At 44.8% G+C, this 14,565-nt stretch carries 13 protein-coding genes; 2 read left to right on the top strand and 11 right to left on the bottom strand.

Translation table 11 applies throughout. The features are described from left to right. Positions 1–51: 51 nt before the first annotated feature. From AC5JL3_RS33395 to AC5JL3_RS33385, 3 genes are all read right to left on the bottom strand, one after another. Positions 52–762 carry a PHP domain-containing protein gene (locus tag AC5JL3_RS33395; protein ID WP_496078553.1) on the bottom strand — a complete coding sequence of 237 codons (711 nt, stop codon included), beginning with the start codon at positions 760–762 and terminating at the stop codon, positions 52–54. Between the two features lie 471 nt (positions 763–1,233). Further along, a complete protein-coding gene (locus AC5JL3_RS33390; protein WP_496078552.1) occupies positions 1,234–2,454 on the bottom strand; it encodes a HetZ-related protein in 1,221 nt (406 codons plus the stop codon). 420 nt (positions 2,455–2,874) lie between these two features. Then, entirely contained in the window at positions 2,875–3,540 is a 666-nt protein-coding gene (locus AC5JL3_RS33385; protein ID WP_496078551.1) for an L-threonylcarbamoyladenylate synthase, read from the bottom strand. A 74-nt stretch (positions 3,541–3,614) separates the two neighbouring features. Between AC5JL3_RS33385 and larC the strand changes: the two genes are divergently transcribed. Further along, positions 3,615–4,991 (top strand): nickel pincer cofactor biosynthesis protein LarC, encoded by a 1,377-nt coding sequence (gene larC, locus AC5JL3_RS33380; RefSeq protein ID WP_496078550.1) that lies wholly within the window; start codon positions 3,615–3,617, stop codon positions 4,989–4,991. Positions 4,992–5,194: 203 nt separating this feature from the next. Here larC and AC5JL3_RS33375 read toward each other — a convergent pair whose 3' ends face one another. The 3 genes from AC5JL3_RS33375 to AC5JL3_RS33365 form a co-directional block, all read right to left on the bottom strand. Then, the gene (locus AC5JL3_RS33375) at positions 5,195–5,839 is read right to left on the bottom strand and encodes a DUF6658 family protein (protein ID WP_496078549.1); all 645 of its coding nucleotides are present in this window, start codon (positions 5,837–5,839) and stop codon (positions 5,195–5,197) included. Between the two features lie 159 nt (positions 5,840–5,998). Next, positions 5,999–6,397 (bottom strand): DUF6658 family protein, encoded by a 399-nt coding sequence (locus AC5JL3_RS33370; RefSeq protein ID WP_496078548.1) that lies wholly within the window; start codon positions 6,395–6,397, stop codon positions 5,999–6,001. 149 nt (positions 6,398–6,546) lie between these two features. Then, the gene (locus AC5JL3_RS33365) at positions 6,547–7,092 is read right to left on the bottom strand and encodes a DUF6658 family protein (RefSeq protein WP_496078547.1); all 546 of its coding nucleotides are present in this window, start codon (positions 7,090–7,092) and stop codon (positions 6,547–6,549) included. A gap of 685 nt (positions 7,093–7,777) precedes the next feature. On the opposite strand from AC5JL3_RS33365, the gene AC5JL3_RS33360 reads away from it, so the two are divergent. Further along, positions 7,778–8,707: a lysylphosphatidylglycerol synthase domain-containing protein gene (locus AC5JL3_RS33360; RefSeq protein ID WP_496078546.1), complete on the top strand. Its 930-nt coding sequence runs from the start codon at positions 7,778–7,780 to the stop codon at positions 8,705–8,707. Between the two features lie 24 nt (positions 8,708–8,731). Here AC5JL3_RS33360 and AC5JL3_RS33355 read toward each other — a convergent pair whose 3' ends face one another. From AC5JL3_RS33355 to AC5JL3_RS33335, 5 genes are all read right to left on the bottom strand, one after another. Continuing rightward, the gene (locus tag AC5JL3_RS33355; protein WP_496078545.1) at positions 8,732–10,129 is read right to left on the bottom strand and encodes a Sll1247 family protein; all 1,398 of its coding nucleotides are present in this window, start codon (positions 10,127–10,129) and stop codon (positions 8,732–8,734) included. Between the two features lie 391 nt (positions 10,130–10,520). Continuing rightward, a complete protein-coding gene (locus AC5JL3_RS33350) occupies positions 10,521–11,492 on the bottom strand; it encodes a M48 family metallopeptidase (protein ID WP_496078544.1) in 972 nt (323 codons plus the stop codon). 224 nt (positions 11,493–11,716) lie between these two features. Further along, positions 11,717–12,964, bottom strand: coding sequence for a sensor histidine kinase (locus AC5JL3_RS33345; RefSeq protein ID WP_496078543.1), 1,248 nt, complete (start codon positions 12,962–12,964; stop codon positions 11,717–11,719). 200 nt (positions 12,965–13,164) lie between these two features. After that, positions 13,165–13,839, bottom strand: coding sequence for a response regulator transcription factor (locus AC5JL3_RS33340; RefSeq protein ID WP_496078542.1), 675 nt, complete (start codon positions 13,837–13,839; stop codon positions 13,165–13,167). Positions 13,840–14,101: 262 nt separating this feature from the next. After that, on the bottom strand, positions 14,102–14,524 hold the full coding sequence (locus AC5JL3_RS33335) for a hypothetical protein (RefSeq protein ID WP_496078627.1): 423 nt from the start codon (positions 14,522–14,524) through the stop codon (positions 14,102–14,104). Between the last annotated feature and the right edge of the window lie 41 nt (positions 14,525–14,565).

The raw sequence follows: 14,565 nt of genomic DNA, 5'->3' as shown, positions 1-14,565 counted from the left end.
TACCGCCGCCGAAGCCACCACTTTTTGAATTCTCTAGCGCTAGCCCCAAAACTAGATACGCCGTAGCAAGTTTAAGCCGTGGGTATCTGTACCGCAAGTATTGAATAGATTAAAGGTTGCGCTCAGCCGCTTGACTTGCTTGGTTTGATTAGGGCTAGGTTGCCAAGGTTCAGGATTATTGTAGGCGTAGTAAGTTTCAACACCATCAATCCCTAACTGCGCGGCTACGGGAATAAGTTCGTCTGCTGAGCGTCGATAACGTTGTGGGTGAGCCAAGACTGCCAAGCCACCCGCTTGATGAAGTGCAACAATTACAGCGGCGGCTTGCGCTTCGCTTTGTTTTGGGGCTTTGCCTTGTAGATAAGACTGTAAGCTGGGATGTTCTGGATCAAAGGCATAGCCTAGGATGTGAACCTCAGTACCGAGAAGGTCAGCGGTGATTTCAACACCAGTCCAGAGGCCGGGAACTGGAGTAGAAGGTGATTCCTGCTGGCAGTGTTCCAGCCAGCTTTGAGCAATTTGGTAGCCACTGATTGTATGGTGATCGGTAATCGCAAGTCCTTTGAGTCCGATCGCGATCGCCTGATCGATCAAGTCTTTTGGCTTTAGTTGACCATCCGAGTGGATGGTGTGCATATGGAAGTTGTAGGAATACGGGCAACTATCGGGCTGAATGTTCTCCCAAACCTGCTTGAGTGCTTGCTGCTGAAGTTGTGCTGCTATCTGGGGTGAATCAGAAGCTTGAGCAATGTTGACCGCCATAACTACTTCTTGCTGTGAATTGTATGTCTAGATGGATGAGATACTACCGTTGATTGCCAGAGGTTGTATGCCTAGATCGAGTACTCAATTATCGTTTCAATTTGTTAACCCTACGGTAGCAAAAGTTAGACACAATTGACCTGGGATAGTGTGATTAATAAAAAGATTTATAGGTTGCAAGTTATACATTTTCTCTACCTAGTAAATAGACAATATCAGCTCGGTAATTAGGCTCAAGTTGCCGTTGGATTAGGTTTAAAGTTTAGCTGTGGCTGTAACCAATCTTGGCGAATGAACGGTAATGCAGCCAGCTCAGGTGGTTTTCGTGGCAACCCTCAACAGAATTAATTTTTACCAAGCAAAAACATTCCTGATGACCGTAGAGTGGGACTAGCAAGAGCTGAGAGTGAAACCCACCTAATTTAAGTGGCTACTCTCAACTGCCAACATTCCTTGCTCACGTCCCACTCCTTACTGTTCATTCTCACTAATAGCCTGGTCTACAGTAGAGTTGCGAGTCTTCCAAGCAAGTTCCAACAACCCAGTCCAGCGCTTTTGTACCTGTTTGGGTGTGCATTTCAAGGCTTTGGCAATCTCTTGGTCATTCTTGTGAGCTTGTTTGAGCTGCAATAGCTGTTGCTGTTGCAGCTCAAGCTGTGCCACAAAGATTTCCCATTGCTCAGATGACATTCCTAGCTTCTGGTCTAGGTCTGCACCTAGCCACTGGTGAACAAGTTTCCAGTGTGAAGACCGAGAGAATTTTTCGACATGGTACTTAAAGCGCTGTTGCAGGTAGTCACGCTCTCTAGGCGTTAGACCAAGGATGGCATCAATATCAGGAGCCGCGAGGTCTTGCAGCTTTAAGATTAGGTAATCCGCGCAATCGGAGTGACCTTGAGACTCTAGGTACTGTACCAGCTCAGAAACAACGCGATCGCGCAAAACGGCTTCACTGGGGTCAGTCGCTTGGGCAACCAGACGCAACCGCACTTGCTGCATCGCAGGAGAACGGCTTTGGTCTGAGGCTTCATCGCCTTTAAACTCAACTGCCTGCTCAATATCCAGCGCGGTTTCGCTAGGTTGACGCCTAGCAAAGCTTTGTGCCCTCAGGACAATTAGCTGCTGACTATTGCGACTGGGCAATTGGATGCGCCGCTTAGCATATTGCTCAGTAAACGCCATGTACTCTGCTAGCTCAAACTGGGTACGTGGGGAGTAGTTAGCATCCACTTCATTTTCCCGCCGGAAGGCTTTGAGAGACTCCGCATAAAAGTCTTGCAAAAAGTCCTCAATCAAGTTGTAGCGAGCCGCAAAGGTTAACTGAGCGTGAGACGGCGCGACATGACGATAAATCATGACGCTGAGGTTGCTGTGCAGTTCGACACGACCTTGCTTGGAACCGAGTTGATAGTACGACAGGCACTTATTCAACCGATGGCGTGCCAAGGTAAATTGCCAAGAGCCGATTTCACCACTGGTTTGGATGCGATCGCTTTTGTGGCAAATCCGTTCTACCTCTAAGGCAATCCGGTTCGCTACTGCATCTGCACGGCTGGGTGATGTTTTTAGCTGCGAACGAATTTCTTCCAGCAGCATTTCTGTTAAACCTTGAGTGTCAGTTTCTTTGACATTTTCCGGAGCGTACAGTTCACTGTCGGAAATTTGATTGAGATTGGCTGTTTTAACGTTCATGGTATTGCCCCGCTAGACTCATTATGACGAAGTGCGACAACTTTCCTCAGCGAGGGATGTTTGGCTGGGTTGTCATCCATCCTCTGTCCCTCTCTTGCTGTCCACAATTCGACTGTAGATTGCTACCCTGAGTCATTCAGGCATTCTTAGGACACTACCTAAGATTACCTACGCGCTCACTGGTTGACCGCTTGGACGGCTTTTCGCTGACAGCCCTGCCTCAGGGCTTGTAATCCTTGCCGTAAAAGCATTTGAGCAATTTATGCCCTAGGATTGTAAGAGCCAAGAGAAGCTGGTATCTGTAGACCAGTACAGAAAGTGGATTGAGAGCAAACTCTTCCTCCGTAATCCCCAACCAGTCGCTTGTAGTGTCTGGTTCGATGGATAAACCGAGAACTGGGCAAGCCGCTACAAACGCCTCTACTCCCAGTTTTGGCTAACTGGTGATGCCCAAGCCATCGCCGCTTCCCATCCCAGACCTTTTCGCACCATGACAGGTTCCTCACCTGTCATATCTACGATGGTTGATACTTGAGTACCCGGTTCCGAGCCATCGTCCACAATGATGTCTACCAAGCCATCAAACTCGTCAAACAGTTTCGCTCGTTCCAGTCCCAGTGTCGGGATTTTGCCCTCCTCATCTGCCAAATGTGCGGAGGTGGAAATAACGGGATTTCCCAAGGCTTTCAGCAGCGCTTGACAGACTGGATGATCAGGAACACGGATACCGCTAGTTTTACGTTTGGGACTCATCACCAACCGGGGCACTAACTTCGTTGCTGGTAGCAAGAATGTGTAAGGTCCTGGAATTAGGCTCCTCATCAAGCGGTAAGCAGAGTCACTCACTAAGGCATACTCAGCGATATTGGATAGAGAGGAACATAGAAACGTCAGAGGCTTATCATTAGATAATTGCTTCAGACGCCTTACACGTTCTACGGCGGACTTCACATTCAAATCGCAACCAATTGCATAAACGGTATCAGTCGGATATAGCATTACTGCACCATCTTGCAGTTCGTTTCTAATTTCCTCTATTCGACGGATTTGGGGAGTTTCCGGATGGACAGTGTAAATTGTCGCCATCAAAATTTATTCTTCTTTCTAAAAGTACGAGTCATGAATGATACATTCACTCAAAACTCAATAGTCAAAACTGTATGACAAAGCTTGCGTACCTGGATTGCCAGACAGGAATTGCTGGTGATATGTGTCTGGGGGCACTCGTGGCGGCAGGTGTGCCTTTGGAGTACTTAACTGAAAAACTTGCCAAACTGGGGATTGAGCAGGAGTACCAGTTACGAGCCGAAAACGTTCACCACAATGGTCAAGTCGCAACGAAAGTCCATGTAGATTTACAAACCAAAGAACAACATCCTCACAGCACGAGCAATGGACATGGACATCACCCTCATGACCATGATCACTCAGCAAGTCTTACCTCAGAGACTGAAGACAAAACCTCTGTTCATGCTCCGACACGGCACCTGCCAGAAATTGAGCACTTAATTACAACAGCAGAGTTACCACCACGAGTTCAAGAGTGGAGCCTTGCTGTCTTCCGCAAACTCGCTGAGGCAGAAGGAGCAGTACATGGCATTGCACCCCAGAAGGTTCATTTCCATGAAGTCGGGGCTACTGATGCCATTGTAGACATTGTGGGTACGTGCTTGGGGCTGGATTGGCTGGGGATTGACCAACTCTACTGTTCGGCTCTCCCTACTGGTGGTGGGACAGTACGAGCGGCACATGGTCGGCTCTCGGTGCCAGTACCAGCCGTGCTGAAATTATGGGAATTGCGCCAGGTGCCAGTTTACAGCAACGGGATTGAGCGGGAATTGGTGACACCAACGGGAGCTGCGATCGCAGTTACGCTTGCCACTGGTTTTGGTGCGCCTCCAGCAATGACGATTCAACGGGTTGGCAATGGTGCAGGTTCGATCAAGTTGCCGATTCCCAATATTTTGCGGCTGTGGATTGGTCAGTCGTCGATGGTTAACCCTCCTTTGCCCCCCGTTAGTAAGGGGGGGTTGGGGGGATCGGACAATGAACAACAAACAACAAACTCTTCCCTAGAAACAATTTCGGTACTAGAAACCCAAATTGATGACTTGAGTCCTCAAGCGATCGGCTATGTGTTTGAGACGCTATTTAATGCGGGTGCAGTGGATGTTTTCACTCAGCCGATTGGGATGAAGAAGTCTCGACCAGGTATCTTACTCACCGTAATTTGCCATCCTCAGGATATCGAGGCTTGTGAAGCGGTTTTATTCCGTGAAACAACTACTTTGGGAGTGCGGCGTCTGACTCAACAACGAGCAATTTTGCCACGGGAAATCCAAAGCGTACAGACTCAGTATGGTGAGGTACGGGTGAAGGTGGCTTGGAGTAATGATTCAACTGACAGAATCATCACTAACGTCCAGCCAGAATACGAAGATTGTGCAACGCTAGCAAGAACCAATAACCGCTCTTGGCGAGAGGTGCATCACTTGGCGTTAGAAGCTTGGTATCGCGAATACGGGCAATCAACTTAGATTCTTTTATAGCCAATGCTCGCATCAGCCTTCGGTACAGCGTAGCGTTAGACGTTTTGCCAGCTTTAACCCATGTTGTGAGACTGAAAAACCAGCCACTGGGTACTCCCATCTGACTGGTTCTTGTAAGTTTTATTTTTAGGTTTAGACTTAGCTAATTTTAGTCGTTTGCTTCAGCCGCATCACCTAAACCTCGTTGTGGTTTATTTGCTGTTGACGTTTGGATTAATAGCATCAGCAGCATTTTCAGCAGCTTGCTTGATTTTATCGCCCAAGCTGTCACCAGCATCAGCCGCATTATCTACGCTTCGCTGAGCACCCTTAACGCCCTCGTTGACTTTGCTTTGAGCAGTTCTAGAAGTCTTGTCAGCCGCCTGCTTGGTATTTATAGCCGCATCTTGAGCCGTTGCCTTGGTTTGTTGAGCGTTCTTTTGAGCGCCCTTAGAGACATCTTCGCCAACGTTCTTAGCTGCCTCGCCTACATCTTCACCAATCCGGCGTGTTCTCTCGCCAAGGGGTGTACCACTCCGGTAGTTTTCAACATATTGCTCAGTACTATCAATACCCTTCTCGTCGATGTTTCTCTGGGCATTGTCTACCAGAGCTTTAGCCTTCGCTTCTGCGCCTGTAGTATTCTGTCTAGGATCGACATCACTGTAGCTATTTATCCCACCTTTGTATTCATTTGTGAGAGCGCTTCCTGGAACTTCTTCTCTGATTTTGTCGGCAGTCTTTGCTGATGCGCCACCACTACAAGCAGTAGTTACAACAACTAAGAGACCAACTAGACAAATTGTTAGGATTCGATCCAGCCGGATATCTTTTAACCAATTGATTACTTTGTTCATTGAGTAATTCCTCCAATTTTGTTTTGAGTGAAAGGTTAAGGGACTTATGGCTTCAAACAACAATCAATTTTCTTGTTTGATGAATTGAAAAGCATATAAATCTAGCAAATCAATTCCAGCCATAACAATAGATTATTTAGGATACAATCCCACTCTCAGTTAACGCAAACCGGGCTTGCGTACATCTTCGTGTCTCTCTAGAGCTTCCTTTGCATCCTCTTTGATAAATTCCGAAGCCTTATCAAAAGTCTTTTTCACCGTCGTTAGGCGATTTTCAACACGATCATCTAAATCTGAATCCCGTTGAATTTGTCCACCCGGTTCAGATTTTTCAAAATCTTGTTGGCTTATCTTAGGTAGACGCCTCTCTACATTTGGTCTCTGTGCTGGTTGTTCTGCACCTGGGTAGATTTCCTTAACCTTTTTGACTTGCTCGGCATTCTTTGCTGATACCGCACCATTACAAGCTGTGCTAACAAAGAGTAAGATACCTGCCAAAAATACTGTTAATATTTGCTTGAACTTACTACTTTTCAACCAAGCTACTACTTTGTTCATAATCTCTTCCTCCGAAGTGTTGTAAGCGAATAGTTTAACCAAGTTACACGTTTGCCTAGGGCACGTTTTGTTTGACGAATCAAAAGACTTTATTAATTACAAATCAATTACTATCAAACGTATTGCCTTAGGGACAAGCCTGTTTTCAGTTAGCGCAAGCCTGGTTCTTCATGTCTTTGTAAGGCTTCTTGTGCGTCTTCACCAATAAAATCAGAAGCCTCATCAAAGGTCTCTTTAACTTCCGCTAAGCGGTCTTGAACGCGATCGCTAAGGCTTGATTTCCGTTGGTTTAGTCCACCTGGCTCAGATGTCTCATAATCTTGCAGGGTTTTCTTCGGTAAGGCTTTCTCCACATCGGGTCTATTTGCAGGTGATTCAGCACCGGGATAAAGCGTCTCAACCGCAGCAATCAACGGGTTGGATAGGGTTGGCATACTGGCTTGCTTACCAGTAGCCTTGGCTTTTTCGCCGTTCACCTTCGGGTCAGGAGAAAGATTAAAGTTGGTGTTAGTATCTCCACCACTCTTATAGGGATTGTTAGAACCTCCCATCTGAACAGGAAGGTTGTTTGGGCGTGCCCCAGTCTCGTTACCGTTGTTACAAGCTGTACTAACAAACAGTACTGCTGTTGCTAAAAGAACTGTCAATAATTGCCTGAGTTGTAGCTGTTTGAGGAAAGCCGTTAATTTTTTCATAAAATACTCCTTTCAGCTTCAGTTAAGCTGATTGTCTCTTCATGAAAGCTGACAGCTATATCCCCAAACACCAGAATTACGGCAGCTTGCAATGCTCCCGTTAAAAAAAGGTAGAGTGCTGTAGTTGAACTAAAGCTACCGATCGCAAGTTATCTTTTATGCTTTGGGAGTGATAGCGGTCATCCTTCAATCACGCTTATAGAGAATATCAAGAAAACGGCGAGTCCTCCCTCTAGCAAAGGAGACATTCTGACTCCCTCTAAAAAACCGCTATTCTCTAACTGAAGAGAGAGTGACACAGTGCGCCTATTGCACCTGTTGTTATTTCTGGTTAAACCGAGATTAAATAATAAGTCGATAAAATCATTGGCTAGCGATCTTTATTTTGAACAGGTAGGCTCAATTAAAGACAATTTATCATTTTGGGATTGATGATAGGGAATGCTTACCAAAACAATGGTTTCTAATCCATGCGATCTGCAACTTTAGAACTCTGAATTTAAGGGAATTAGAGGCAGCTAATGCTGGGTAACTTCTGTTTCGATTCCTGTACCTCTGCTTTTTAAGAAGGGATAATCATAAGTTATCAATCGTTTAATCCCCCATCCTGTCGAAGTGCTTCTCAATCATCATGTTCTATTGCTCAACTCTAATAGTCCGGATATAGACTTTAAGCCGTTCTGTCATGAAGAAAATCTGGTCATCGCTGAAGCCCTACCTCCGGTGGTTAATTCTGGGTGGAACGCTGTTTTTTTTGGTAAAGGCATTTAAAGATCACTGGCGAGAAGTTGCGGCAATTCGGATTGATGCAGCTAGCTGGACAATTTTGGCGATCGCATTCTCTATCACCTTACTTGCTCATATCTGGGCAGGCTTAGTCTGGGGCTGGATTTTGCGATCGTTCAAACAACCCGTTCAGTACCATTGGGTGCTTCCGGTTTACCTGAAGACTAATGTGGCGAAGTATATACCTGGCAATGTTTGGCACTACTATGGGCGCGTGTGGGCAGTGACTAATGCAGGTGGTTCTTTGGGGGCAGCGACAATTAGCGTCTTGCTAGAACCGTTGTTGATGGCGGCGGCAGCATTACTGGTTGCCTCAACGGCTAGTCAGCTAGGTTGGTTGGATGCCCAAGGGAATGCTTGGAGTTGGGGATTTCAAATTTTCGGTTTGGGCGTTGTCTTACTGGCGGTTCATCCCAAAGTTCTCAACCCAGTGCTTCAGCTAGTGAGTCGTTTAAAGGGAAAAGCGGCTGGCACGGAGGTATTTCAGCTTGAGGGGTATCCCGTTTTGCCGTTATTGGGAGAACTAGGCTTCTTAATACTCCGGGGTACTGGCTTCTTACTCAGCTTTAGCGCCCTTACAACTGTAAATCCTAGCCAATTCCTACTGCTATTTAGTGCATTTAGTCTGTCGTGGGTGTTGGGTTTGGTTATCCCGACACCGGGAGGTTTAGGAGTATTTGAGACAACAGCGATCGCATTACTTAAGCCTTACTTTCCTATCGCTATAATTCTCAGCGTTGTTGCCTTGTTTCGTTTAGTCAGTATTCTGGCAGAAGTTGTTGGTGCAGGGATAGGTATTTTGTTCGACTCCTACGCAAAGCCTCACTAATGCATAAGTATGGCGCCCTGAAGACTACCTTCTGCCTTCTGCCTCCTGCCCTCTGCCTTCGTCAACTTGAGGCAAGCCCTCTTCCTCTGTATCTACGCTGACACATTCCCGAAGCTGGGAAAAAACTCGATAGGTTTCCAGGGCAGCTTCTGACTGATCATCTGGGCTAGTTGTACTCATTTTAATCAAGTTGTATTGGACGTTATCAGCATGAATAGCAAATGTTATGTTGAAAACTTCAAAAAAGTTAACAACCCACTGGCATTCGTCTTCAGAATAATCCGCATAATATTTAATTAACTTGGCAATACAAGTTTCTAGATGGGTACGCGAATTCGGACAAATCAAAATAATCTTGAGAAGGACGATCACTAAGGTAAGGTGATTTCCTTGAGAAAGTAACAAAATAAATAACGCTGAAGGTTCTTGCTGATCTTCTGTTGTTAAATAATCAATAATTTTATTAGAGGTTCTCAATATTAATGCTTCATTAACTCTTTGTTCATGATAACTCTCATATAGCACTTCTGATTTTTCTGAAAGCTGTCTATTTAATACCTCTACAAAATCTTTATTGCCTACAGAAAATACTAAATATTTTTGCAAAGAATATTTGAAGTCTTGATACTTAATATTTCGTGTTTGCTCAAGAAAAATATTCGCTAAATTCACATAACTAAATGTGCCGCGTTTCACGACAATCATTTTAATAAACCGTAGAACGTCATCACCCAGACCTGTCGGATTTTTATGTGTTTTATCTTTATGATGTATGGGTGACTGAGAGCGAGCTGTGTACATTGCCAAATCAAATTTAAACTGGTCTTTCAGCTTTTTTGAAAGCGCTCTTGCTGCCTCTCGTTGTTCTACAGGGTTATTAAGATTAGTATATTGAGGAACTAATAAATATGAGGTATAACGACTACTCCAATGAGCCTTGTCTGAATAGCCGTATTTCGCCAGAAACAACTTAAGCTCGTAATAATCTTGGCTTTGAATGAAATTTGCAAGCCAAGCCCGTAAGCGGCTAAGAGCCGGGGAAAGCGTTCTCTTATTAATTTTCAGATCGGAAAACAAGTCAACTAGCGCTTTGATAGAGCTATAGTTTCTTGATGTATCCCAGTTATTGATCAGAATATAACAAGACCGCTTTAGCGTATGCAGGAAGTCATTCTCATTGTTCGAGAAAATGAGATTGGATATGGCTTTTATAACCTCTACATTTCCAGAGGAAGAATCATAATCAATAAATAATTGTTTAAATTCCAGTAAAACTTTTGCTGGGGGCTGTTTTCTAACAAGTTCCAACAAAAATTGATAGATTATTTCCTGAGCATGACGAGTATCGAACCCTAGCTTGCTTAGCTTGGGGCGAGGCTCAGTTTGGTGACCTTCTGAGAGTGAGAAAACATCCCTGATCATGAAACTATCTCAGGACGCTTACGTTCCTGCTGAAGGTAGAACACGAGAAAGCTGATGGCACTCTGCGTCAATACTAGTGATTGTTCTTGTTGTAGGCTTGACCACCTAAATATTTTTTGAAGATAGCATACCCTGATCATATAGATTTTCTATGAAATATACAGGACTCATCGGTTAGTAGCTGACATTTTCCTTCATTTGATTAGGGAGGTGCTACAACTTGTAGCAGTGGATTCTATTAGGCTTGCTGTTGATTACCATGATTCAGTTACAGTCTGGGAGTGCCACAAAATCTCTACAATAGGAGGGTGCGAGATTTCGATTTATTTTCTGAAAAAATCTGCTGGAAGCGGTAGCTACCTCTAGGTTTCTAAAGTAGAGAACACCCTGGCTAGGGATTATGGGGTGGGGATTTGATACGGTTAATTTCTTTTTGAAGTTCCTCAATCTGACGCTGTAGTGTTTCCACTTCATTGACTGAGGGTTCTGAGGAAACATTAACTGCTCCTTCTGCTGTCGCTCGTCGATAATTACCTTGACGAATTTGGCGATAGTCTTCTGAACTTGCCCATTCTCGGAGGTAGCGTAAACGCTCAACTGGAAAGGGATGGCTTAAGAGCGTACCGTTGCCACCGTTATAGAGTAAAAATTTGTAGACTTGGTTGAGACCGTCTTGATCAAGTTCTTGATAACGTTCAGATTGACGGATAAATTCATTGAGATCGCACTCGTGAGAGTACTTGGCACTACCACCTGCAATTTTCATCATGGTCTGGATTACGATATCGAGATCATCCATGACTAGTAATGCGGCTCGATCTGAGGAGAGTTCGGCTTTGCGACGCCATTCGTAAAAGGCATAAACTAAGCCACTGCTGACGAGATTGCCCAAGCCAAATGTCATTTCACCCAACATTGAGGCAGCATTTGTTACCCAAATTCCCATCTGGATTAAGATAGTGTGACCACATTTAATGTGTCCTAACTCATGAGCTAGAACGGTGCGAATTTCTGCTTCACTCAGTAAATCTAATAAGCCTGTGTTGATGACTACGTAAGGATGTTCTTGTCCCAAGGCATGGCTGTTGACTTCGGGGTTTTGATCGACAAACAGAGTTGGTTCTGGGTAGATATCTAAATCTCGAATACATTCACGGAACATCTGATAAAGAGTCGAATATTGCCGTGGCCCAACTTGAATGCAGTTGCCCATCAGATAGACTAACTGAGGCCGTTCGTAGAGAAATTCCACAAACTTGCGGGCAACCAGATCAAATCCAGGAACACTACGCAAGGCTTGCTCGGCTTGTTGATCGAGGGGATGTTTGAATGCTTCGCTAGAAATTCCAGGGTATGTAGGCATAGGGAATAGTTGATATAGGCAACTAGGAATAAGGCATCAGCGGCACTTCATTTATGATAAAACTCACACGCTTGGGGAGAGCAATGATCAGGTTTGGACAAGGTGAAGTGATTCCTAGGGTGTCACCGTAGCTGGAAAGTATTCATTATAGGAAGGCGATCGCATTTCTGCTGGCTGATTAGACATTTTTTTTCCAACTGCTGAGTTATTTTTGCTCAACAGCACTAGCGTCCACAAGCTGGCAAGCGGACTGTAAAGCAACTACCAACCCCAACTTGGCTCGTAACACTAATTGAGCCACCGTGATTTCTAGCAATCACTTGAGCGATTGCTAGCCCTAAGCCCGAACCACCAGTCCGATACGCACGAGCCTCGTCAGCCCGCCAAAAGCGGTCGAAGATATACTTGATGTGTTCCGGTGCAATCCCGATGCCTGTATCGCGCACATGCACCCGAAGATAGTAACCTTCACGGCTAGTTCGGATTTCGACTTTGCCTCCCTCCACTGTGTACTTCAGTGCGTTTTCAATCAAATTGGAAAATAACCGATTAAGTTGAATTGGCTCACCAAGCAGATAAAGACGCTTAGTCAAATAAACTTTCAAGTTGATACGTCTTTCTTTCGCTTGGGGGGTATACAACTGAACTAAGCCATCTAGAAGTTCCTCTAGATCAACAGGTTTACGCTCTTCTCTGGGAGTTTGTTCTGTGCGAGCCAAAAACAATAAATCTTCTGTAAGGTGAGTCATCTGCTTAACAGCGCTAGTAACTGCTTTAAGCTTTTCTGCATCGCTGGATCGCATACCTTCCGGATATTTCAGCGCTACGTCTACGTTACTTTTAACAGCCATTAGAGGTCCGCGCAGTTCATGGGAAGCATCAGCCGTAAACTGTCGAAGTCGTCGAAAACTTTCTTCAATTGGCTGCATTGCCTGCCGAGTCAGGAAAATCCCACTGATGCCACTAAAAATTAGAGCAATAGTAATGCTGCCGCCTAAGCCTAAATCTAATTTTTTAAGTGTTGAATTAACGTAGTCCTGAGATTGACTTGCTATGACGTAGCCAATTGTTTGAGTAAAGTCATAATTCTTAACGGGTAAGATGTACCATTGACGGCGGTTCTTATCCGTCATGACTTTGTCCCAGTTTATTTGACGAGGAAAAGGCGGATCTAATAAATTTTCAGGTAAACCTCTTGACTCAACAAGATTGCCCTCAACATCAAACCACTGCAAAGCTTGATGGTCAGGATTTAGTTGTTCCAGAGAAATTTCTTCGTGAATTTTTAACTGGTTGTCAACAAAATACATGTCACTCGCCGCATCTTTTGCTAGTTCCTTAAGGTTTTCTACAGAGCGATCGCTGAGTACGCGAGTAAACACAATACGAACTGCGATCGCAAAACTTAACAGTATGGAGATAAGGACAACTAAGTAAGATAGCAGCAGGCGGCGCTGAATTTTCTGAAACACAAGCATTCCTCACACTGGCGTAAGGGACTGGCAAACGTCGCAGACTCGGAAGCTGTTCTACGTTTGGCATTGCCTATTAAATTAACTGGTTTTAGTTGAAAGTGGAAAGGTAAAAGGGAAGTATAGAATTTCCTTTCCTCCTTTTTCCAATACGTTTAATATGCCAAATTCAAGGTGCGATCGCTCAAAACAGTGGTAGCTCAATTAGCGCGAAGGCGATAACCGAGTCCATATACAGTTTCAATAAAATCTTCTGAGCTTCCTGCTTCCTTGAGCTTACGTCGTAAGCTTGTAATGTGAGTTTTGATGGTTTCCTCGCCAGGTAGCTGATCAAACTCCCAGAGCTTTTGGAGGAGTGAGGCGCGACTGAACACACGAGTGGGATTTCTCAAAAGCAATTCCAAAATCATGTACTCTTTAGGGGTTAATGATAAATCCTTTTCCCCATAACTCACGCTATAGGTACTTGGATCAAGCTGTAAGTCACCACAACTCAAGATCGGTGGTCGGCTTTCTGCACTTCGACGTGATAATGCTCTAATGCGTGCTGCTAGCTCTTCTGTATCAAAAGGTTTGACTAAATAATCGTCCGCACCAGCATCTAGTCCAACGACTTTGTCTGTAGTGGTGTCTCGCGATGTCAACATTAAAATCGGGGAAGTCCAACCAGCCGATCGCAAACGCTTGCACAACGTGATTCCATCTAAGCGGGGCAACATCAGATCTAACAAAATTAGATCATACGGTGTAACTTGAGAGTATTCCCAGCCAAGGAGGCCATCCTCGGCGATGTCTACAATATGATACTGATGCCTCAGATCTTCAGCCAGAGGCTTGGCAATTCGATCATCATCCTCGACTAACAAGATTCTCATATCAGCGTCACTTTTTACTCCTAGTTGGAGTTTCTATCCAAGCCTAGCCTGAAGGTACTTGATTAGACCTGAATCCTTGACGTGTTTGAAGAAGTATTAGTTTCGAGGTCAAGCAATCAACTATACAGACTGAGTCAACCCTACTTTAGACAAGTTAAGACAGTCTAAAATTATTTGTCAAGAGAGAAAAATTGCTTAGCTGATGTATGAGTTAGGTGGGCAATGCCCACCTACTTGTAGAGTATCTGCATAAGGCCTAATCTTAATAAGGGCTAGCTTTAGATAAGCGATCGCGAATCGCACTCAGACGATCTTGAGTACAGACAGAAAATCGTGGTGCTGGAAGTTCTGAATTTGGCCAACTGGGTAAATCATTACAGGGGCAAAGTTCTGGTGGCATCCCGACCGTTTTAACAGGTACAGGCATATCACAGCGAACACAAGGTGATACTGTCCACTGGGGTGTCAGGAGTTCGGCAATGGTTTGCTCGGTGCCTTCTAAGTAACAATCACCACTAGCGGGTGACACAACTTGCTTCCAGATATGTTCAAACTCATCACTATAGCGATCGCCTGTGAATATGGGTTGCGGCAGCAGTGCGGACTCACCGTTACGAATCACAACTTTTTTGCCTAACTGAAACCAGTAAGCCAGATAGCGTTTAACTTCTTGTTCCGATGCCATGGAATATGTCATGTCTTCCGTATTGGGTATCAGGTGTATTC

Source organism: Symplocastrum torsivum (assembly GCF_059505465.1).
The sequence above is the reverse complement of the archived record's forward strand: the minus strand, read 5'-3'. Positions and strand labels throughout refer to the sequence as shown.

Excerpts from the sequence above, each read along its gene's own strand:
- AC5JL3_RS33365 (WP_496078547.1), bottom strand. The coding sequence starts at position 7,092 with ATGAAAAAATTAACGGCTTTCCTCAAACAGCTACAACTCAGGCAATTA.
- AC5JL3_RS33395 (WP_496078553.1), bottom strand. The coding sequence starts at position 762 with ATGGCGGTCAACATTGCTCAAGCTTCTGATTCACCCCAGATAGCAGCA.
- AC5JL3_RS33390 (WP_496078552.1), bottom strand. The coding sequence starts at position 2,454 with ATGAACGTTAAAACAGCCAATCTCAATCAAATTTCCGACAGTGAACTG.
- AC5JL3_RS33360 (WP_496078546.1), top strand. The coding sequence starts at position 7,778 with ATGAAGAAAATCTGGTCATCGCTGAAGCCCTACCTCCGGTGGTTAATT.
- AC5JL3_RS33335 (WP_496078627.1), bottom strand. The coding sequence starts at position 14,524 with ATGGCATCGGAACAAGAAGTTAAACGCTATCTGGCTTACTGGTTTCAG.
- AC5JL3_RS33370 (WP_496078548.1), bottom strand. The coding sequence starts at position 6,397 with ATGAACAAAGTAGTAGCTTGGTTGAAAAGTAGTAAGTTCAAGCAAATA.
- AC5JL3_RS33375 (WP_496078549.1), bottom strand. The coding sequence starts at position 5,839 with ATGAACAAAGTAATCAATTGGTTAAAAGATATCCGGCTGGATCGAATC.
- AC5JL3_RS33350 (WP_496078544.1), bottom strand. The coding sequence starts at position 11,492 with ATGCCTACATACCCTGGAATTTCTAGCGAAGCATTCAAACATCCCCTC.
- larC (WP_496078550.1), top strand. The coding sequence starts at position 3,615 with ATGACAAAGCTTGCGTACCTGGATTGCCAGACAGGAATTGCTGGTGAT.
- AC5JL3_RS33385 (WP_496078551.1), bottom strand. The coding sequence starts at position 3,540 with ATGGCGACAATTTACACTGTCCATCCGGAAACTCCCCAAATCCGTCGA.
- AC5JL3_RS33355 (WP_496078545.1), bottom strand. The coding sequence starts at position 10,129 with ATGATCAGGGATGTTTTCTCACTCTCAGAAGGTCACCAAACTGAGCCT.
- AC5JL3_RS33340 (WP_496078542.1), bottom strand. The coding sequence starts at position 13,839 with ATGAGAATCTTGTTAGTCGAGGATGATGATCGAATTGCCAAGCCTCTG.